This window comes from Pedobacter sp. HDW13 (assembly GCF_011303555.1).
GTDB lineage: Bacteria > Bacteroidota > Bacteroidia > Sphingobacteriales > Sphingobacteriaceae > Pedobacter.
In genome coordinates, this window is sequence record NZ_CP049868.1 from 5,979,326 (window position 1) to 5,998,815 (window position 19,490).

General features: G+C 40.9%; 18 protein-coding genes. 7 read left to right on the top strand and 11 right to left on the bottom strand.

The window, feature by feature from the left end; translation table 11 throughout:
- Positions 1-127 precede the first annotated feature (127 nt).
- Positions 128-445: a hypothetical protein gene (locus G7074_RS24870; RefSeq protein ID WP_124559882.1), complete on the top strand. Its 318-nt coding sequence runs from the start codon at positions 128-130 to the stop codon at positions 443-445.
- 14 nt (positions 446-459) lie between these two features.
- Positions 460-834, top strand: coding sequence for a response regulator transcription factor (locus G7074_RS24875; RefSeq protein WP_124559881.1), 375 nt, complete (start codon positions 460-462; stop codon positions 832-834).
- Positions 835-876: 42 nt separating this feature from the next.
- Here the strand turns inward: G7074_RS24875 and cysM are convergent, their stop codons facing one another.
- The 4 genes from cysM to G7074_RS24895 form a co-directional block, all read right to left on the bottom strand.
- Complete coding sequence (gene cysM, locus G7074_RS24880) at positions 877-1,749, bottom strand: cysteine synthase CysM (RefSeq protein ID WP_166211900.1); 873 nt, start codon at positions 1,747-1,749, stop codon at positions 877-879.
- Positions 1,750-1,761: 12 nt separating this feature from the next.
- The gene (locus tag G7074_RS24885) at positions 1,762-2,574 is read right to left on the bottom strand and encodes a serine O-acetyltransferase (RefSeq protein WP_124560070.1); all 813 of its coding nucleotides are present in this window, start codon (positions 2,572-2,574) and stop codon (positions 1,762-1,764) included.
- Between the two features lie 181 nt (positions 2,575-2,755).
- Entirely contained in the window at positions 2,756-4,639 is a 1,884-nt protein-coding gene (locus G7074_RS24890; protein WP_205944120.1) for a heparinase II/III family protein, read from the bottom strand.
- A gap of 6 nt (positions 4,640-4,645) precedes the next feature.
- A complete protein-coding gene (locus G7074_RS24895; protein ID WP_124559879.1) occupies positions 4,646-7,255 on the bottom strand; it encodes a c-type cytochrome in 2,610 nt (869 codons plus the stop codon).
- A gap of 476 nt (positions 7,256-7,731) precedes the next feature.
- Here G7074_RS24895 and G7074_RS24900 point away from each other — a divergent pair, with 476 nt between their 5' ends.
- The 4 genes from G7074_RS24900 to G7074_RS27440 all read left to right on the top strand — a co-directional run bounded on the left by G7074_RS24900 (position 7,732) and on the right by G7074_RS27440 (position 9,533).
- Complete coding sequence (locus tag G7074_RS24900; protein ID WP_158674034.1) at positions 7,732-7,899, top strand: hypothetical protein; 168 nt, start codon at positions 7,732-7,734, stop codon at positions 7,897-7,899.
- A 253-nt stretch (positions 7,900-8,152) separates the two neighbouring features.
- On the top strand, positions 8,153-8,740 hold the full coding sequence (locus G7074_RS24905) for an SGNH/GDSL hydrolase family protein (protein ID WP_124559878.1): 588 nt from the start codon (positions 8,153-8,155) through the stop codon (positions 8,738-8,740).
- 65 nt (positions 8,741-8,805) lie between these two features.
- Positions 8,806-9,189 carry a hypothetical protein gene (locus G7074_RS27435; RefSeq protein ID WP_240916407.1) on the top strand — a complete coding sequence of 128 codons (384 nt, stop codon included), beginning with the start codon at positions 8,806-8,808 and terminating at the stop codon, positions 9,187-9,189.
- Complete coding sequence (locus tag G7074_RS27440; RefSeq protein ID WP_240916408.1) at positions 9,186-9,533, top strand: hypothetical protein; 348 nt, start codon at positions 9,186-9,188, stop codon at positions 9,531-9,533. Before G7074_RS27435 ends, G7074_RS27440 begins: the two co-directional genes overlap by 4 nt.
- A 20-nt stretch (positions 9,534-9,553) precedes the next feature.
- Here the strand turns inward: G7074_RS27440 and G7074_RS24915 are convergent, their stop codons facing one another.
- A complete protein-coding gene (locus G7074_RS24915; RefSeq protein WP_166211903.1) occupies positions 9,554-10,084 on the bottom strand; it encodes a hypothetical protein in 531 nt (176 codons plus the stop codon).
- A gap of 205 nt (positions 10,085-10,289) precedes the next feature.
- Between G7074_RS24915 and G7074_RS24920 the strand changes: the two genes are divergently transcribed.
- Positions 10,290-11,072, top strand: coding sequence for an HAD-IIA family hydrolase (locus tag G7074_RS24920; RefSeq protein ID WP_124559876.1), 783 nt, complete (start codon positions 10,290-10,292; stop codon positions 11,070-11,072).
- 244 nt (positions 11,073-11,316) lie between these two features.
- Here G7074_RS24920 and G7074_RS24925 read toward each other — a convergent pair whose 3' ends face one another.
- From G7074_RS24925 to G7074_RS24950, 6 genes are all read right to left on the bottom strand, one after another.
- On the bottom strand, positions 11,317-12,726 hold the full coding sequence (locus G7074_RS24925; RefSeq protein ID WP_166211906.1) for an alkaline phosphatase: 1,410 nt from the start codon (positions 12,724-12,726) through the stop codon (positions 11,317-11,319).
- A gap of 28 nt (positions 12,727-12,754) precedes the next feature.
- Positions 12,755-13,027, bottom strand: a complete 273-nt coding sequence (locus G7074_RS24930; RefSeq protein ID WP_124559874.1) for a hypothetical protein — start codon at positions 13,025-13,027, stop codon at positions 12,755-12,757.
- A gap of 538 nt (positions 13,028-13,565) precedes the next feature.
- Positions 13,566-15,068 carry an alpha-L-fucosidase gene (locus tag G7074_RS24935; RefSeq protein WP_240916409.1) on the bottom strand — a complete coding sequence of 501 codons (1,503 nt, stop codon included), beginning with the start codon at positions 15,066-15,068 and terminating at the stop codon, positions 13,566-13,568.
- 16 nt (positions 15,069-15,084) lie between these two features.
- Positions 15,085-16,671 carry a beta-N-acetylhexosaminidase gene (locus tag G7074_RS24940; protein WP_124559872.1) on the bottom strand — a complete coding sequence of 529 codons (1,587 nt, stop codon included), beginning with the start codon at positions 16,669-16,671 and terminating at the stop codon, positions 15,085-15,087.
- A complete protein-coding gene (locus tag G7074_RS24945) occupies positions 16,671-18,059 on the bottom strand; it encodes an alpha-L-fucosidase (RefSeq protein WP_166211909.1) in 1,389 nt (462 codons plus the stop codon). The genes G7074_RS24940 and G7074_RS24945 overlap by 1 nt, the downstream gene beginning before the upstream one ends.
- 52 nt (positions 18,060-18,111) lie before the next feature.
- Positions 18,112-19,479: a M60 family metallopeptidase gene (locus G7074_RS24950; RefSeq protein ID WP_166211912.1), complete on the bottom strand. Its 1,368-nt coding sequence runs from the start codon at positions 19,477-19,479 to the stop codon at positions 18,112-18,114.
- Positions 19,480-19,490: the final 11 nt, after the last annotated feature.

Consider the following 19,490-nt stretch of genomic DNA (forward strand, 5'->3'; position numbering starts at 1 on the left):
TAACTTTTAAATGCGTTATTTCTTTGTCCCTGTCTGCCTTAATAAAGATTTTAAACAGATGCTGCGCTTTGGGAGGTCTGGACAGGGGACGGTCCAGCCTTCTAGATGCCAGCACATATAGCAAACTATGAAACCAAGTGCCACACCCGCAAAAATTATTGAAAGCATACAAGAATTTTATAATGGAAAAGAACCGGAACTCATTTATTCAGAACTGGCAATAGACAAAGATTGCTTTGATGCCTGGATACGGGATTTCGGAATTCTTGCCAACGAACTAATGGAGCTAAAGGATGAAAATGAAAAATTACGACTTATGTTTACCAATTTAAGCCTCGTAAATCAAAGCCTCCGTAGCTCGCTTGATAGTTTAACACGTTCCGATTCTAAATTAATTGATTTACTGATCGAAAAACGAAAGACAGGAAGCCTCCGATATCCCTAAAATATACCCGTAACATGCCCAAAATCATTATCATAGAAAATTACCCTGCAACGCTTGATGCCATTAGAATGATTTTCGAATTTGAGGGTTACGAAGTATTGGCGCTTTCAGGACTGCATCATTTACATACACAGGTTTCAACTTTTCAGCCTGATGTTATCTTAATAGATGTTTTGCTTGGATTAACAGATGGCCGTTCCATTTGCACTGAACTAAAATTATCAGTTCATGCAGAAATCCCGATACTGCTCATGTCGTCACATTCCAGTTTTCTAAACAATCCTCATTTTGCTGTTCACTGGGATGATTATATCGAAAAACCCTTTGAAATGATGACCATAGTGAATAGAGTAAAAATGCTACTCACAAAAAAAGTCAGCCAGGATTAAACTATTTCAATCCTGGCCGACTTATAAAAATGAACGGGTAAATTACCCAAACAAGTCACTGCTTAAATATCTGTCGCCCCTATCGCAGGCAATAAATACAATAGTACCCGATTCAAGTTCGGAAGCTAGTTTTATTGCAGCAGCACACGCACCACCCGAGCTCATACCGGCGAAAAGTCCTTCTTCTTTGGCCATTCTGCGCGACATTTCAGTGGCTTCGGCCTGCGCAATATCCATAACACGGTCTACCCTTTCAGGTTCGAATATCTTTGGCAGGTATTCTTCAGGCCAGCGCCTGATCCCTGGAATAGATGATCCTTCGGTTGGCTGACAACCAACTATCTGAATATTGCTGTTTTTTTCTTTAAAATACCTCGAACAACCCATAATGGTGCCTGTTGTACCCATTGAGCTCACAAAATGGGTAATCTGCCCTTCCGTATCCCGCCAGATTTCAGGACCAGTAGCTTTATAATGGGCCAAGTAATTATCCGGATTTGCAAATTGGTTTAATAAGAAATGTCCTGGAGTAACTCCTTTTGCTTCTGCATAATCGCGGCACTCCTCAATGCTCTCTAACAACGTTACTCTAGCACCAAATGCCTCCATGGTTACCTTACGCTCTCGCGTTGAATTGGTGGGCATTACCAGCTCAATTTCTAAACCATATAAACTTGCAATCATAGCCAGGGCAATGCCTGTATTTCCACTGGTTGCTTCTACCAACTTAGTTTCGGGAGTTATCTGACCACGTTCTATCGCACTTCTGATCATATTTAACGAGGCCCTGTCTTTTACACTTCCGCCAGGATTATTGCCTTCCAGTTTAGCAAATATCCTTACTGCGGGATTAATGTTAAGTTTTTGGAGTTCGGCCATCGGTGTGTTACCAATGAGATCGATTATTCCTGCCATATTATTCTTATTTTAACTTGTTTCTTTATGGTTTCTGATGGTAATTACCGGCGAATGGTAAGCGGTAGAAAATGGCGCTATGCTATCGGTAAGCCACACATTTCCGCCTACTATGCTATCGTGCCCAATAACAGTATCGCCACCTAAAATAGTTGCGCCCGAATAAATTACAACGCGGTCTTCTACTGTTGGGTGCCTTTTACTGCCGGCAAGCACTTTTTTCACACTCAGGGCACCAAGCGTTACGCCCTGATAAAATTTTACATAGCGACCAATTATGCTGGTTTCGCCAATCACAATCCCGGTTCCGTGATCAATATAGAAGTACTCGCCAATACTGGCAGCAGGGTGGATATCGATACCTGTTTTTGAATGTGCGTATTCTGTGAGTATGCGTGGAACAAGCGGAATACCAAAATTATACAAAAGGTGCGCAATGCGGTAAAAACAGATGGCATAAAAACCTGGATAAGTCCTGATCACTTCGAACCTGCTCTGAGCTGCCGGATCGCCTTCATAAATGGCCGAAATATCGGTATTGAGTACGCGGTATAACTCGGGGAGACCGGTAAAAAACTCGCCAGCCATATTTTTGCATTCGCTGTTTTTCAGCTTGCAACTGGCCGAAATGATCATGAAAAGCTCGAGTTCCAGTCCTGACACATATTGTTTCAATGCTGAAATATCTGAAAATTCCTGACCTGCATTTTCGGGAAAAATGACCTTAATCAGCTTTTCTGCCCAATTCGATATGACTTCGTTTGGTGGAATATTTGGCTGCTCGAGGGGATTTTTAAAAATATGCTCAAAAAAATGGTCCTCCATCATTATTGTCTGCCCCACTAAAATTTGTTTTGTTGATTAACTATATAGATTTAATCGTTAAATGTAAGTTTTGTTTTTTTAAACCAAAACTTATCAGGCATTTTTTATTACAAAAATTGCCTTATCCTAACAATAAGATCAATAACAACCCCAAAACTATGAGGAATACCAGAATCGGAGATTAATTTTTAGGCCACGCAGCCAGATCGGCTGTTGCAGGTCTTTTAAGTAAAGGTTTTTCAGGAGTTAAAAAAACAGATATGTTTTTCCTGCTGTTCGCCTTAAGCTGAGTAGTAAAACCAATAATAGTAGTTCCGGGGTTTGGAGCATCGTAACTGGTAACCGGAGCGGTAGGCCATTGTTTCACCTCAATTTTGCCATCCGTTTCGATAAATAAGTAACATTTTTTGCCTTCACTATTCAATTCGATAGTATGCGCATTTAACACTTTCGCTACAGCAGGTGTAACCATCGACCAGCGTAAGGTAACACCCTGATCTCCTGTTTCTACTTCATCACGAATTAGGACAGTCTTTTTATTGATCAGCGCTACTCCCCTATGTGATTTTTTGAGTTTACCGGCATAAAGCGTAGTCATATCAACCACAGCATTCATAAAATTACTCTTATCGGAGCTGCTTTGAAAATTTCCCTTTCCGCCAACCAGCTGAAAAGCACTATCAATTGACAGCGTATTGTGTGCGAGATTATTGTACCTGAATATTTTCCAGCGTTGGGCATCCTGCCTGCTGTTCCATAAATCAATCCCTTTCGATTCCAGGGACTCGTATTCCTGCATGCCCAGATCCATTGCCCATCGCACACCCTGTGCTTCCATAACAAAGGAACCTATATCCATGTGTGCATGACTTGTTGCTGGCGAACCTCCTTTAAAGCCCACAAAAGTAACCAGGGGATCAGTCCACGAGCTTCGCATTAAAACTACTGGCGTAGTGCCATTTCCAATCCAAAAGGCGGCTTTAGGCGCATTTGCCTTACTAAAAGATATTCCATTGGCCCATAACATAGCCGATGGCAATAAACGATTATTTAGGAGTTTAGCATCATTTACCTGCTTTTTGCTTACCCACAGCAATGAGGGGTCTTTTAATTTTGAGGCAAACCAGAAAAGTGCCGGATTAAATTCTGCTACAGCTCTGCTATCCGAATAATTAAACGGCTTACCCGATGGGCCTGTCATATTTACCATGTAGCCCGCAGTTTTTAGAAAACCAGGCTGGGTACTCAATTCAAAATCCTGTTTAAACACACTTTCCAGTGCGCTAATCAACATCACATTAAAAGAAGTTCCATACTCCCAGTAGGCATATCCCTCCGGATAGGCTCCATCAGGTGCATATTGTTTCATGGGTAACACCACGCTTTTGATGGCGCGGTTAACCAATGTAGCCGAAAGTGCCGGGTGCGATTCGAAGGTGGCTATTGCGCCATAGGTAATGCCTGTATTGCATACCTGGTTCCAGTTATTGGTAATGTTAAGCCAGTTATTATACCGTCTATCCATTGAGGGCATAATCCCTTTCTCCAGAATGGCAAGTGATACTGTGTTGCGTGTTTCAACGGCTAAATCATGGTAAAGCCAATCGTAACCGATAGCTAAACCCAATGTCATTTCCCCAACATCGAGGAAATGATTTGGGTTCCAGTCTTTAAAGGCAGAAACAGCCAGCATTTCCTGTTCTGCTCTGCGTATGTATTTTTTATCGTGCGTAATCCTGTAAGCGTAAGCCAGGTAATAAATTCTTTTTAGTGCTTCTCTCGATACATCCAGCAATCTTTTGCCAATCATAACTCTTTCTAACACCGGCTGATTTAACATTTTACCAGCACCAGAAAGTATAGCCTGATGGATTTGCCTTAAACCTGTATCTGCATTTACACCTGCTATAATTTGTTTTTCTTTAGCAGCCGAGATCAGCAAACGGGGATGATCAGGGAGTTTATAAGAAGAATCGATTACAGTAATTTGCCCAATAGCCACGCCCCTGTAAAGGAGCATGGCTACCAGACATAAACCGGTTATAAATGACCGTTTTTGAATCACTTTTGCTTATTTTTTCTGTTCTGACAGGAAAGTAACCAATGAAGCAAGTTCCTCATACGATAGTGAGTTGGCCAGTCCTTCCGGCATCATAGAAGTCTCCAATTCTTTACGTGAAAGAATATCGCCAGCTTTGATGGTAAAAACTTCGCCAGCAATGTTACGCAATACCACTTTGGCAGCAGTTTCTTCTTGAACAAAGCCCATATACGTTTTGTCGCCTTTTGCACTGATCATTACCGAAGCAAAACCTTGCGAAATAGAAGCATTTGGCTTTAATATCGATTCTGCAATTTGCTCACGGTTCATAATCGAACCAATTTGCCCCATAAAAGGACCTTTCATTTTATCGGTTTTGTTTAAGCTGTGGCAGGCAATACATCCCTGGTTGTTGAAAATATTCTTTCCTTTAACCGGATTGCCCTGTAATTTATTAATGGCAAGCAATACATCCTCGATTGAAGATTTACCTACCTGTCCTTTTTGGTTTTTAATCTTTTCTAAATCAATTTTTGGCTCTTCAGCTGCTGCAACTTTTTCCTCTTCGGCAAATTCAGCAATATCCATGCGGTGGCGTGCATTTAAATCAACAAAAAATTGTTTTTCTTTTGCACCTTGTTTAAGCGCTTCTTCTTTCAAGAATTTCTCAATTACAGGAGACTCCGACCAGGTAACAGCTTTAAAATACGGACCATGCGAATCCGGACGTGTTCCCCACCACCAGCTTGCATCGTAAGCAATTTCTTCTTTATACAAGCGGGCCAAAGTAATTAAGATCTGCTTTTTCAGTTTTTCATCCTGTGCAGTTTTATAATTGTCGATTAATCCATTTACCGCTTTAGCGTTGTGCATATAGCGTAATGCCCATAAAGCAAGGTCAGCATTTTCAGTTTTAATTGCGGCTACCATAGCATCAGTAGCTTGTAATGACACCAATGCTCTAACTGCCAGGTGAGGCAAAATAATGGCCGAATTAGGTGTAGCGTGAGGTCCCTCTACTCCTTTTGCAGGTGCAGTAAAAGAAGCCGGAACTTTAGTCGCTAAAAGTGCTTTTGCTGCTTCATCTACTTTACCCAAGCGGTTTAAACCAATGATTGAAACGGCATGTACTCGCGGAGAAGCATCCTGAAGTCCTTGTAAAAATGGCTCAATTGGCACATTAGCCAGATAAATTTTACGGTCGGTTAATGCTTTTAAGGCAAATTCTTTTACAGCAGCATCTTTCGTTAATTCTACCAGCGCAGCTGTACCATTTTCTTTAGCTAACTGTGCGTAAGTGTATATACCTGCAACACGAACATCAAGCGCTAAAGCCTGATCTGAAGCGATTTTTAAAGCCGCCTCAGTAGCTTGTTTATTATTGCGAGCAACCAATTCCTGCGAAGCAGAAAGGCGAGCCACTGAACTATTCGATTTAAGCAAATCGGTTAGTTTTTTTACTGAAAGCTTTTTAACATCTGGGAATGCTTTATAAGTCCAGTCGGTAGGTACTGTACGTACAATGTAACCTTTATCAGGACTGCCAGAGTAACCAGCACCATCCCATGCAGAAAGGTAAAGCCTTCCTGATCCATCCACATCCAAATCGGTAATTTGTGGAAGTTTAATAAACTCTTCGTCTTTTTGGGTAAAAGTTGGTCCATCGGCAGTAACCCTGTGAATGTACAACATGCTTCTACCCCAATCAGCCATCATAGGCACATTATTATATTGTGCAGGCCAGTTTGGTTCATTCATAAATAATGCACCAGTACCCGAGCCACCACCTAAATCGGCAAGTGCGGGAATAATTTCATCGGTAAAATTTTGGAATAAAACCGGGTAACCGTATTCGCCTGATTGAATATGGTGCGAAAAACGCACATTCCATCCGCCACCATCATTGGTGTTTTCGCGGGTAAATACGTTCATATATGGATCGATAGCCACATCATACACATTACGTGTACCATGTGTAAATACTTCCATTTCGGTGCCATCAGGGCGTACACGTACGATACCACCACCAAGCATGGTCATTTTCTTGCCAGAGCGGTCTATGGCATCGTGGAAACCAAAATCACCTACTGAGATATAAATCCAGCCATCAATACCCATTCTAATACCATTGGTAGCATGATCGGTACCACGTTCGCGGATGTATTTTTCATTGCTAATGTGTTCGATTAGCGGTTTTTCTGGCCCATCGGCTTTGCCATCGCCATCTTTGTCTTCAAAAACCACTAAATTCATACCTGTAGCCTTTCCGGTTTCTTTAGAGAAGGTGGTATGTAGTACAAATACCTGGCTGCCCTGAACAATTATACCGCGTGGATTATCTACATCGGCAAAATCGATGTGTGCATCCATTTTACCATCGTTATTTTTGTCAACGAGTTTAAGAATACGGCCTTTGCCAGCATCCTTACCCAGCGAGCCAATCATATCCACACCAACAAATACCTCGCCCGTTGGCGCAACCGCCAAACATGCCGGGCTTGGGGTAACATCGGGACCTGCAAAATTAGTAATGGTTAATCCAGGGGGAGCAAAACGTGGTTTCTCGGGTTCACTGAAAAGGTTTTTAAAACCCAGGAAAATGACAGATAAGTAAATTAAACTTAAAGAAAATTTGATCATTGTGTGTGTTTGTTATTGTTTTTTTTGGTTAGTGTCGGGTAAACTTACAAAAAATACAAATTAACTCTTGCCAAAATTTTGTTATAATTAACTTTTTTTTGAATTACTCACGCCAAACAGCGCTTAATGTAATCATTCTCGTAAAAAAATCAGGAATTATTGATTCCTGCCCCACTCCATATTAATCAAATACAAACACGATGACAGAAAGTTGAATAAAACAACAATCGTTACAATGAAACACAAATACTTTAGAGAAGAACTTATTTCACAACAACTAAACCAAAAATTAACACAAAATTCACGCAAACCACAACAGAAACCTCTCAAAAAGATCAAATTAAGCAATTACACTCTCAAAATTTCATCAAAAAACTGTCAATTATCATTAAAATGCAAATAAAAAAAATTTTAGCTAGGTAAATCGAATATTTTTCGCTATATTTACTTTACAAATTTCATTAAATCAGTACGTTATGAAAAATATCCTTTATTTTTTCCTGACTGCCCTGATCTCTTCTATTGCTTTATTAACTACGGATGCTACTTTTGATCCCGAATTGGTTTATAGCACCGTAATATTAATCTGGTTACTGTACATCTGGTACCATGTGTATGCAAACAAGAGAAACTACAGCGAGTAGTCTGTATTTTTAACTTAATTATTCCCAATCAACAGATCAGGGGTTAAATTTTAATGGTCTATTAATTGGTAATGGTCAATAAGTAATGATCAATATTCAATCATCAATGATCAGACGGGGATTTCGGCAAGTAACAAGATTTGCACTATGGCCTGGATTAATGACCAATTAACCAGCGAACCAATAAACCTATTTACATAAACTTAACATAGTAAGCAGTTCTTCAAATGGCATATCTTTTTATCTTAGCCATATGTACTGGTACGAAGAAGAGGTTAAGCATTTAGAAAAAACACATTGGTTAGACCGGGAACATCCTGGTATTGTATTCTATGGCAGTTCATCCATACGTTTGTGGCATAGCCTTGAAGATGATTTTCCTACCAGTAAAGTAACTAACCTGGGCTTTGGTGGCTCTACTTTAGCGGCGTGCGTATGGTTTTTCGAAAGGATAATGACCAATTACCACCCGAAAGCACTTGTAGTATACGCTGGTGATAACGACCTTGGCGATGGTAGAAACCCTGAAGAAATATTCATCTTTTTTCAGCAGTTGATGGTAAAAGCTAATACCAGATTTAATGACCTCCCCTGCTATTTTATTTCATTAAAACCCAGCTTAACCCGCTGGCACATGGCCGATCAGTTTAGGTATACCAATAACCTGATTGAAAGCGAGATTATTAAACATAATGGAAACTGGAAATTTATTGATGTTTTTAAGAAAATGCTCACTAAAGAAGGTAATCCCGATCCGGCCTTTTATGATCATGACGGACTACACCTTAGCGAAGCGGGTTATCGGCTATGGGCACAAACGGTTAGGGAGAAATTAGGTTAATCATTACCATTAATTAATATCCTGATAATATCGAAGCCCTATTTTTCCCTCAAAGATTTAAATCAATGAAAAGGGAATACCATAAATGGCTTAGCCATAACCTACAAAGAGATATGGAACTTTTGGTTTTCGGTCATGGCGGAAGGGCTGTAATCTTTTTCCCTACCCGGATGGCGAGGTTTTATGATTATGAAAACTGGGGGATTATCGGCTCACTAAGTCATCAGATCGAAAATGGCGAAATACAGGTGTTTTGTTTGGATAGTATTGATGGCGAGAGCTTTTATAACGACGGTGTATTTCCATCGGTACGGATAAACCGGCACCTGCAGTATGAAAAATACATTTTAGATGAGGTAATACCTTTTATTGAACAACAAAATAATAGTGGTTATGTAGAAACGGCAGGTTGCAGCATGGGGCTTACCACGCCATTAACCTCGCCATGAAATATCCATGGCTGTTTAAAAAAGCTGTTGGCATAAGCGGAAGATACGATTTAACCGACAATATAGGCGATTTTAAGGATTTGCTAAGCGGATTCCATAATGAAGAAGTATATTTCAATATGCCTGCCCAATACATTGCCAACCTTAGCGACGACCGCTTATTAACGGCAGTACGAAATATGGAAATAATACTGGCAGTTGGTGAAACCGATCCATTTTTAAATGGCAATCAACACCTGAGCAGCTTACTTTGGGAAAAAGGTATTCCGAACCAGTTCCACACCTGGGAAAGCAATGCGCACCGCCCCCATTATTGGCGTAAAATGGCGCCAATATATATCTAAATTCAAAAAACAGGCTATAATTACTCTACAGCAGCGAAGTAATACTGTTTTAAAACCACGGTAGATACAGGTTCTGTTGCACCTTCCGCGCCAATACCTACACGGGCTTCAATCAACCATTTCTCGGGCGAGGAATTGGTTTTAGCGATCTTAATCCCTTTAACCGTTCCGCCTATTGCTTTATAATCAATGCCGTAACAGGCCGCACAGTAAGATACATATTTTACTTTACCTGCTTTAACATCGGCATCGCTAAGTAAAAACTTGTCGCCCAACATTGGTGCCTGCATGTACAACCAGTAAGTCCGGCCATCGCCCTGGCTCCTTACCCAAAATATCCGGTATTGCCCTTTCGTTAAGGTTAAGTTGTTGCCAATCATCGCGGCATTATCGGCATAAAGGAAACTACAATTGGCTCCTTGTGGGCATTCGGTTAAATTTTGTTCATCAATCGTAAAATCCAATGGTGCATCAGCTTTCTTTTTGCAGGCCATTAAAACACTTATTATCAACAAAGTAAAAGCTGTGGTTTTGAAAGCGTTTTTCATCATCTTGTTTTTTTAATACTAACACGTACAGGCAAAACCATTCGCTACAGCAGTTATATTAAGTTTTTGTTAAATAAATTAATGAGTTTAGGGCTGTACCAGCAGGGAATTTAATTCCAAAATAAACCCTTTCAAATACATTCTCTTAACCTGGATTGAACAAGAAAATATTATGTTTGCATCTGAACATTAAATCGACGAAAAAAACATGAAACAAGGCTTATTGATAGATATGGATGGGGTGATTTATAGTGGGGAGGAATTGATATTTGGCGCAGATAAATTTATTAAACATTTAATTGATGAAGATATCCCTTTTGCTTTTATGACCAACAACAGTCAACGCACTGCACTCGAAGTGGTACGTAAACTGAAAGGCCTGGGCATAAAGGTTGAGGAAAGCCATGTGTACACCAGTGCAATGGCTACCGGAAAATTCCTTTCCGACCAAAGTCCAAACGGTACTGCTTATGTATTGGGTGAAGGTGGTTTATTGAGCAGTTTGCACGACCATGGCATTACGCTGGTAAATACCGATCCGGAGTTTGTGGTGTTGGGCGAAGGAAGAAATTTCACCCTCGAAATGGTACAACGTGCTGTGGATATGATTCTGGCAGGGGCCAAATTCATTACTACCAACCGCGATCCGTCACCTAAAAAACCAGGCTGGAACAACTTAGGTATTGCTGCTACAACTGCTATGATTGAAGAAGCTACCGGAAGAAAGGCTTTTGTTACAGGTAAACCAAGTCCGGTAATGATGCGTTCGGCACGTAAATTTTTGGGATTAGAAACCAGTGAAACTACCGTTATTGGCGATACCATGGAGACTGATATTCAGGGTGGTGTACAGATGGGGTACAAAACCATTCTGGTACTTTCGGGTATATCAACAAAAGATACGCTTGGCCATTATGCTTTTAAACCGGATATGATTGCCAGTTCGGTTGATGAAATTAAATTTCCGCTCAACTGGTGGGAAAGTAAGTAGTTAAGTTTGGAGTTGGAAGTTAAGCACCTATAACAATTCCTTCAGCTGAATTTGATCGACTGAAGGAATTGTTTTTTATTTACTAAGTAGTTTTAGCTTTGCTGAGCACTGCATGGTGCCCGGTTCTGCTGCGAGTAGATAGATTTCTCAACTCCGTTGCACTCCGCTCGAAATGACGATTTTGGTTACAGATGGCACGAATGACTAATGAACCAGTGAACAAATGAGCTAATGAACCAATAAACTACTTCCCTACCGATACCATAAAGCTTTCGGGCATTTCTGCAGCCTTTAGCATAAAGTTGTGTAGTTCGTAATTTTTAACAAAAGGCTTTAATTGTTCCGAACCGGGGCCAAACATGGTTAATTCTACATAATCGCCGGTATGGTTCATCCCAGCCCATTGCACATCGGTATATTTGCTCAAAATTTTACCATATTCGTAAAACGGCAGATTAGATTCGTTGTACAATTGACCCGGAACGATTTCTTTAAAATGGTTCAGTAACGATTTTACATCATCAGCTTTCATTTCAACACCCTGGTTTTCTTTAATCATTTCCATGATTTTTTGCTCACTAAACGATTGGTTAAGCTGACCCAGCAACCAGGTATTGCTATGTTTAAACCGTTGAAGACTATCAAACTTTTTATTGGCTTCGTCTGCATAAAACAAACCGGGATTGGCATTACCATGATCGGTTGTAATAATTACCAATGTTTCGCCATCCTTTTCGGCAAACTCAATTACCTTACCCACGGCTTCGTCAAAAGCCAGCTGATCGAAAATAAGTCCGCTTAAATCGTTGGAATGTGCAGCCCAATCCACCTTTCCACCTTCAATCTGTAAAGCAAAACCCTGCGGATTATCTTTCATCAGTTCAATGGCTTTCATGGTCATTTCGGCCAATGTGGGTACTTCTTTTTGAAGTTTAACATCGTGCAGGCGATCTATCTCGTAAGGCAATCCATCTTCGGCAAAAAGCCCTAAAACAGGTTTCGATTTGTCTAAAGCCAGCATTTCGTTACGGTTTTCGGCCACTTTATAACCCTGGGTTAAAAATTTAGGCAATAGGTTTCCTCCAGCCCTTTTCTCTCCAAAGTACTTGCTTCCGCCGCCCATCATCACATCAAATTTTAAACCCAGGTAAATTTCTGCAATTAGATCCTGTCCGCTACGATTATCGATATTGACACAGAAACCGGCAGGTGTAGCATGAGTAATAGGCACAGTGGTTACACAACCTACTTTTTTACCCTTTTCTTTAAATTTCTGTAAAATAGGTTGAGGTTTTTCGCCATTCATACCCACATTTAACGAACCGTTTTTAACACGTATGCCTCCACCCCACGAAGAGCTGGCAGCAGCAGAATCGGTAACCATCGAACTGGCCGAAGCAGTATCCATCAAGGCTCTTACAGCTTTATTGTCGCGGTAAAGTCCTAACCATTTACTGCTTCTTCCAAAAGTGCGATTGGCATATAAATCGGCCATATTTAGAGTGCCTGTGCTCATGCCGTCGCTCACCATCATGATGATGTTTTTTGCTTTTTTGCTTCCGCCAACGGGTGCGGCTATTACATCTTTCAGGCCAATTAAAGGCAAGCCAAAGCCAGCCAATAAGCCGCCTTTTAATAACGATCGTCTGTTCATATATTTTTATGGCATCAAAATGCCTTAATTATGGTTTGGTAAATAAAGGAATGGAGCTGAAATAGCTTCGCCCATCAAAGCGTGGACTGCAACCGGCTTTGTACGATTCATCTTTACCTGAATTATCTTTTACCGTTGTCTGAGTTGCCGATAAGTGTACCACGTTTAAGTGCCGGATATTTTTTTTAAGCTGTTTCGAATCTCTATCAGTTGATTTACTAGCTGGCAAGTCTTCTGCTTTAATTAATAAGGCCACTGCAGGTATAACCATTAACAAGGCGACACAGGAAATCAGTCTCATATTATTTCGCTTAAATTATCTGCCTCCGGAAGCTTTCAATACTGGTAATGTATGGGTAAAACAATAACCTATTGATGTGTTATTGTTTTAACTTCCAGAAATATAATACAAAGATGAAAAGCTGCTATTACCGCTGTGGTTAATTAGGATTACGAAATTGTTAAAAGGAGGCTACCAGTTTTAATTGAATATTAATTGGGCTAAAAATCATTAATCGTCCTCGTTTGTAACGACGATGAAGGAAATATGCATTTGCAATGCATGGCGATACAATCGCGGCTCTCGTTTATCCTCGTTACAAACAAGGACAATAAAAGGATTGCGCAGCAACATCCATCGCTACGCAATTATTAACTAACTAATCAAAATGTTTATACTGCTGTACATTAGATCACCAATCCTACGTACGTTGTCAGTATTTCTGGTAATTGTATTGGATATCCTAATAAACCAAGACTTTATACTACCACTTTGTCTCCATTTAAATTACATTAATTAAGTTTTCAGCTCACTGAGCATGTCAAAAGAAGATGTCCAACTACATTTTGGCATCCATTAATTTTGTTGTTTTAGTTTTTGCAGCAATCAGTTTCATCTTGATTACAAATGCCTGGCTGGGCTCAAAATCTTTTGGAAGGAGCACGTCAAAATAAGTGTTCTTATCCAGGTCGATTCCAATATCTGATTGTTTTAACGTTAAGCTTTTAGCACCAATTAGCAGTGCAGCACTACCTGGAACCTGTGTAGCATTTTTAGGCACGGCAATACGCACAATGCCATTAACAGGCTTATTGAAAACAGTTAGGTACAACTGATCTTCTTTTTGGGTAAAATAGCCCAGTTTGGAAGGCGTTAAGGCTGCGTGACGTACTCCATACACAGCTTCTGCATTTAATTTCATCCACTCTCCTATTTCTTTTGCAATTTTATCTTCTTCGGGGTGCATATTTCCGTTACCATCGGGACCAAAATTTAACACGAAATTGCCGTTCATCGATACTGAATGCATCAGCATATCCAGCAAATCGTCGGTGGTTTTGGTGTAAATGCCCGACCAATCTTTCATATAGCCCCAGCCATTAGGAGGAATAGTCATTACCGCATCCCAATCGTGCCCGTTTAACCATTCGAACTCTGCAGGTAGTTTACGTTCCCAGCCCTGCTCATAATCGCCCATAATATTGCCATTTGAATCGAAGTGACGTGATCCATGTTCATCATTACGGAAACGCGAACCGATAATTAACCCCGGGTGTTTTTCGCGGAGTTCTTTTTCCAAATTGTAAGTAAACTGATATGCACTTTTCCACGAAGCATCCCAAGTGCCATCAAACCAAAAACCTTTTATCTGCGGATAGTTCTTCAGCTGCTCTAATAACTGATTACGCGTATATTGTAAAAATTTGTCAAATTTTGTTTTTTCTTCATCAGTTTGTGGTGCCTTACCCATATAGTTTGGATTGTTCCATTCCAGAATGGAGAAGTAGAGGTACACATCAATTCCTTCGGCAGTGTAGGCATCAACAATTTGCTTTACAATATCTTTTTTATAAGGAGTATTGCTAATGTTGTAATCAGAATATTTGGTTGGCCAAAGTGCAAAACCATCATGGTGCTTGGTAGTAAAAATTACATACTTCGCGCCCATGTCTTTAGCCTGTTTAGCCCAGCGTTTGGCATCAAAGTCCTTTGGATTAAACTGCTTATATAAATTATCGTAAGTTTTTGTCCAGTCTTTAGGGGCCGTAGGCCCACCCCATGAGCGGATCCACTCTGAAGCAGCTGCGCCGCCACGGGCACTTACCCCGTTCCATTCGTTGCCGGCAATAGAATAAATGCCCCAGTGGATAAACTGGCCTAAACCGTAACTACGGAAAGCCTGCATATCTTTATCGGTACGGTTAGGCGGTGTTAAAGTGCCGTATTTCACTTCAACTTCTTTGGCAGGCTTACTTTTAGGCCCTGTCCACTGTGCATTTGCCTGGCTTATACCTGCAAATGCCGAAACAGCAATTAATGCGCATCTTAACGTATTTTTCATGTATATTTTTGTGTGTTTAATCTTTATAGTTTAAAGGCTTCTTCCTTTTTACAGGCAATTCGGGGTTTTGCAGCGGTTTGGAAGGATTGTAATAGTACAAACCTGCCTGGCCATAAAGGGTTAAATGTGGTTTTAAGCTGTTGCTGAATACAGTAAAATCTTTACGGGAGTTTTTGGTCCAGGCGGCTTCAGCCAGTGCAGCAATACGTGGAAAGAGTAAATAATCCAGGCGAAAATCACCATCCACGGTTTCGGTCCAAAGGTCGGCCTGAATACCTAAAATGAGCTTTTGTTCTTTTGCATCTGCAGCAAAACTGCGTGCATCGAACTGATATACCTGCTCAATCGGGTTATATAATTTATTCCATTTGCGGCCGTACTGATGGGTACTATCCTGCACAAAATCGAAATAAAGCGGTAGTCTTGGACATAAAACAGTTTGATAGCCTTTAGTAAGTGCTGTACGCAACTGGGCTGGCTTATCATGCCGCCACCAGAAGATAATTGTTTTTTCTTTTGGCACGTTAACATCAACCATTTCATCCCAAAAAATTGCTTTGGCACGGAGGCTGTAAAGCGAATCTGCCATGCGTTTCATGAAATATTGCTCTACTTCTGTATCATTATTAAGCTTTTCACGCTCACGTAGTTTTAATATATCGGCATTGCTTTTCCATTTTTCGTTGCCATAGCTCACTTCGTCGCCCCCTAGGTGGATCATACCGGCAGGAAAAAGTACATTGGTTTCTTTTAATATATCGGTTAGGTAACTGTATGTTTTTTCTAAACCGGGGTTAAAGGTAAACTCAGGGTGCCCAGCTGAGCCACCGCCCGAAAATTCGGGATAAGCCTTGTTGGCTGCTGTTGCGTGACCTGGCATATCAATTTCGGGGATTACCTTGATGTATCGTTCTGCAGCATAAGCCACAATTTCTTTAATATCGGCCTGGGTATAAAACTGAGCCGGTAAACCGGGATTTAAATAATCGCCAATTCCGCCGATAAGTGCCAGGTTTGGATATTTCTTAATTTCTAAGCGCCAGCCTGGTTCATCGGTTAAATGCCAGTGAAAGGTGTTGAGTTTGTAAAAGGCCATCCAGTTTAAAATCGATTTTACCTTTTGTTTACCAAAAAAATGGCGCGATTCGTCGAGCATGAAGCCGCGCCAGCCGTAAGCTGCCGCATCACTGATTTCTGCTGCCTCGATCTGATTATTTTTACTGGTAAGCGCCATTTGCAATAACGAAATTACGCCATAAAAAACGCCGTTTGGGTGACTGGCCGAAATGGTAACCTGATCAGGTTTTATATCCAGCTGGTAAGCACTCGAATCGGTATTTTTCGCATTCGGTTTAAGCACAAGCGCAATATTTGCCGCTTTAATTTGCCGCTGTACCACAATACCCTTTTGGCTCAACAGCTCATTTTGAAAATAGTAGGCTATTGTTTTTAACTGATTATTATTGTAGCTAATGGTACTGCTGTTATTCAACACAAAAAAGCCGTTGCCTTTAACATATTTATCGGGCATGGGGATAATGTTGCCAACCTGGGCAAATGCAACAGTAGTAAAAAACGAAAGGGCCAGAACAAGTAATTTCATTAATTGGTAGTTATTTTTAACACGTAAACTGGTACATCGGTTATATTTTTAAAATCAGCAGGCAAATCCAGCTTCAACTCCTGATTTGTACCAGTCCATTTAATTCTCTTTTTGCTGCCCAACAGGCTAATGTCTTTTACAGATGCGGTTTGGTTATTGATCTGTTTCAATATTACCTGTGGTGTTAGCCAGCTTCTCAAAAACACATAAATAACTTTACCTTTCGCTGTGTAATATACATCTGGTGCGATAGTTTGCGGTGTGCCATCAAAAACAGCATCTTTAGTAGCGTTTTTACTGGCTTCAATGGTGCTGCTTTCTTCAGCGGTTGCAGTGCTTTCCTTAACTGCCAGCCAGGGTTGTGTACCATAAATGGCTTCGTGGTTGGTTTTCATCCACCCGCCTATTGCGTTTAATCTTGCCGTAGCCCAATCCGGAAATGTACCATCGCCTTGTGGACCAATGTTTAATAAAAGGTTGCCACCGTTCGCTACCACTTCTACCAAATGGCGCACCAATACTTCGGGCGATTTCCAGGTACTATCGTGCCGGTTATAGCCCCAGTTTTTGCCAATGGTTAAGCACGATTCCCATGCTTTTTTTGATGATGGTGTTAAAGATTGCTCTGAAATCGAAAAATCGCCTAAACCATTTCCAATGCGGTTGTTTACCAAACAATTGGGTTGTAATTTATGAACAAGTGCTTTTAGTTCGGCACTTTCGCTTTTACTGATTAACTCTGGCGTATCAAACCAAAGTACGCCAATGGGACCATAATTATTCAATAGCTCTGTAATTTGCGGTTTAACCTTTCTTTCAAAATAACGGTTAAAAACCTTTCCGTCTTCATTCGGATAATCCCAGGTGTTGCTTCTTCCGGCCTTTACCGGCCAGTTGGTTGGTACATCAGGATCTTGCCAATCTCTGCCCAAAGAGTAATACAGGCAAAGCATTAAATTATATTTTTTGCAGGCTTTGGCCAGCTCTGCAACCGGGTCGCGTTTAAACGGACTCCGTTTTACAATATTGTAATCGCTGCTGGCCGAATTGTACATCGCAAAACCATCGTGGTGTTTTGCTGTAAACACAACATATTTCATTCCGGCAGCTTTAGCCTGTTTAACCCAGGCATCGGCATCGAATTTTATTGGATTGAATTGATTGGCAATAGTAGCATACTCGTTTACCGGAATACGCTCGTACAGCATAAAATGTTCACCTCCTTTTACGATATGGTTTTTCCAGTCGCCGGCAGTTTGGGCATACAATCCCCAATGCAGGAACATGCCAAATTTATAGGCCCTAAACTGATCAATCGGACCGGATTGTGCCAATAGTCTCAAGGTCTGGCACAACATGAATAAAGTAAACAGATATATTTTTTTCATTTGTAATATTTTACACTCCGGAAAACGCTTCCAGAGTGTAAGGTATTAAATTTTAATCTCTTAAAGTTGTCAAATCAGTTGCTGGTGCAGGTAATCCCAAGGCAGTTATTTCATCATATACAGACTGTGTTACTGGAAGCCCCCATTTCTTAAAAAAGTCGCTCAAATCCTTACCACTGATTGAACAGGCTTTCAACATAAAATAACGCATTTTTGCCGCATCAGTTGTTAGCGAAGGGTTTTCGGTACGGGTTTGTTTATGCAGGGCAATATAAAAACTATCGCCATAGGCCATCCATAACTGATAAAACATGCCCAGCCTCACATCATTGGCATTGGTAATGGTGCCGTTAAAATTACGGCTAGCCTGTGCAATAGCAAAATAATTATCAACAGAAGTCCATTTCCCATCGCGGTTCATCCGGGATGGCGTAACGGCAAAATACCTTTCAGCAGCCAAAGCATACAGGTTAACTGTAACCTCAGTTAAGCCGGTCCAGGTCCACGGGCCTTGTTGATGAATGTGCCCAACTTCGTGCCATAAGCCCCAGCCCGAAACACCACTTACATTGGCATTTTGCAAAATGCGGTAGGTTAAAGAACGGATGTAAAAAATACCGATTCCCGCTGCCATATAATCGCCCGGATTTGCCGGATCTTTAATGGTAATGAGGTATTTATAAGGTCCTTTAGTGTGCAATGCGGTCGATCCGTCTATACCGCTAAAGGCATCTTCGGCATCAACAACCTGGTCAATTTTGGTGCTCAACACCTGCTGATCGTCGGTTTTGTAGGTAATGGCATCGTCTCTTCGCGCCACTACAAGTGCACGGTCGGTTTCGATGATAACATCTGGTACATTACTCAAACTATCGAGCATGGTTAACCAATCGGCATGGCTGGTTACATTTTTCTTAAAATAAGGTACTGGTTTAAAACCTTTGCCAAAACTCAGGCTTGCCGAAGCAGCCGGAGTTGCACTGCTTACATATTTCACCCAGGCCATTCCGCCATATTGATCAGCTTTAATTTTATTTAAACCCACCTGCAAAGTATAATAGGTACGCACGGGCCTGATGTTATCTCTAAAAGGTGTACCCAATACCAGTTGAGGTAAACGGGTGCCGCTTACCTGAGCAACTGTAACATAAATAGAATCGTTTGCGGCAACATAATAACCGGTTGGCAGCATTTCGTTGTGGTTCGACTGGATTAACCGGTTAGCCACAGCCTGACTGCCTACATTTTCGGTATACGTTTGGGTTACGGGAGCCACCATACCCGATACCGGGCCAGTGGCTGAAATCTTATTTTTTAACGAAAATGTTTGACTATCGTTCTCTGTATTTGCCTTTTTGCAAGCCGCAACCAACAGTAAGAAAGCTAAGCTTAGTAAGCTTAAGGGATATATCTTTTTCATATCGGTTTAGT

Coding starts and splice junctions, on each gene's coding strand:
- G7074_RS24870 (WP_124559882.1), top strand. CDS start 128: ATGAAACCAAGTGCCACACCCGCAAAAATTATTGAAAGCATACAAGAA.
- G7074_RS24875 (WP_124559881.1), top strand. CDS start 460: ATGCCCAAAATCATTATCATAGAAAATTACCCTGCAACGCTTGATGCC.
- cysM (WP_166211900.1), bottom strand. CDS start 1,749: ATGGCAGGAATAATCGATCTCATTGGTAACACACCGATGGCCGAACTC.
- G7074_RS24885 (WP_124560070.1), bottom strand. CDS start 2,574: ATGGAGGACCATTTTTTTGAGCATATTTTTAAAAATCCCCTCGAGCAG.
- G7074_RS24895 (WP_124559879.1), bottom strand. CDS start 7,255: ATGATCAAATTTTCTTTAAGTTTAATTTACTTATCTGTCATTTTCCTG.
- G7074_RS24900 (WP_158674034.1), top strand. CDS start 7,732: ATGAAAAATATCCTTTATTTTTTCCTGACTGCCCTGATCTCTTCTATT.
- G7074_RS24905 (WP_124559878.1), top strand. CDS start 8,153: ATGTACTGGTACGAAGAAGAGGTTAAGCATTTAGAAAAAACACATTGG.
- G7074_RS27435 (WP_240916407.1), top strand. CDS start 8,806: ATGAAAAGGGAATACCATAAATGGCTTAGCCATAACCTACAAAGAGAT.
- G7074_RS27440 (WP_240916408.1), top strand. CDS start 9,186: ATGAAATATCCATGGCTGTTTAAAAAAGCTGTTGGCATAAGCGGAAGA.
- G7074_RS24915 (WP_166211903.1), bottom strand. CDS start 10,084: ATGATGAAAAACGCTTTCAAAACCACAGCTTTTACTTTGTTGATAATA.
- G7074_RS24920 (WP_124559876.1), top strand. CDS start 10,290: ATGAAACAAGGCTTATTGATAGATATGGATGGGGTGATTTATAGTGGG.
- G7074_RS24925 (WP_166211906.1), bottom strand. CDS start 12,726: ATGAACAGACGATCGTTATTAAAAGGCGGCTTATTGGCTGGCTTTGGC.
- G7074_RS24930 (WP_124559874.1), bottom strand. CDS start 13,027: ATGAGACTGATTTCCTGTGTCGCCTTGTTAATGGTTATACCTGCAGTG.
- G7074_RS24935 (WP_240916409.1), bottom strand. CDS start 15,068: ATGAAAAATACGTTAAGATGCGCATTAATTGCTGTTTCGGCATTTGCA.
- G7074_RS24940 (WP_124559872.1), bottom strand. CDS start 16,671: ATGAAATTACTTGTTCTGGCCCTTTCGTTTTTTACTACTGTTGCATTT.
- G7074_RS24945 (WP_166211909.1), bottom strand. CDS start 18,059: ATGAAAAAAATATATCTGTTTACTTTATTCATGTTGTGCCAGACCTTG.
- G7074_RS24950 (WP_166211912.1), bottom strand. CDS start 19,479: ATGAAAAAGATATATCCCTTAAGCTTACTAAGCTTAGCTTTCTTACTG.